General features: G+C 41.4%; 1 protein-coding gene. It reads right to left on the bottom strand.

Translation table 11 applies throughout. The features are described 5' to 3' along the window. A partial coding sequence (locus tag ACS8FC_RS20355; protein ID WP_439298120.1) for a c-type cytochrome occupies window positions 1–432 on the bottom strand: 432 nt, incomplete at its 3' end. Between the last annotated feature and the right edge of the window lie 109 nt (window positions 433–541).

The raw sequence follows: 541 nt of genomic DNA, 5'->3' as shown, positions 1-541 counted from the left end.
ATCGTGCGAAGCGCCCCATGCGGGCATACCTGATGCCATAATACCGTGTTTAATGGCCCAAAAGGCTTGCTGAGCACCGGCATCTGTTTTATAGCGTTCCACCAATTCAGTATTGGTAAAATTGGGCGGCTTTGGATATAAACTTGCACTAAAATCAGTACTTTCTACCCCAGGAGATAAGTGACAGCCTGCACACATATCTTTATAGTCTGCCCCGCCCGAGCTGATCATTTCTGTCTTTTCTAGGTTTGGAACCGCAATGTCCTTACTAGCATTTGCTATTGAACGCGTACGTGCCGTTTCTAAAAAATTGTAAACCAGCGGACTATGGGCTTGATCAGCACCGATATTTATCACGCCACTGGTCACCACAATAAAAATGCCCACAATAGCGACAAAAACAGTAAGCAGTATTCCTAGTAAAAACTTCATAGGTTTGTCCTAAAAATCCATTTTTGTTAATACCCAATTACTGCTCGACAAAACCATCTAACAATAATATTGAATTTCTACGATCAATGTCTAAGAATCACTTTTACTA

Source organism: Psychrobacter sp. 1Y4, from assembly GCF_051847555.1.
This window is presented reverse-complemented; position numbering and strand designations above follow the sequence as displayed.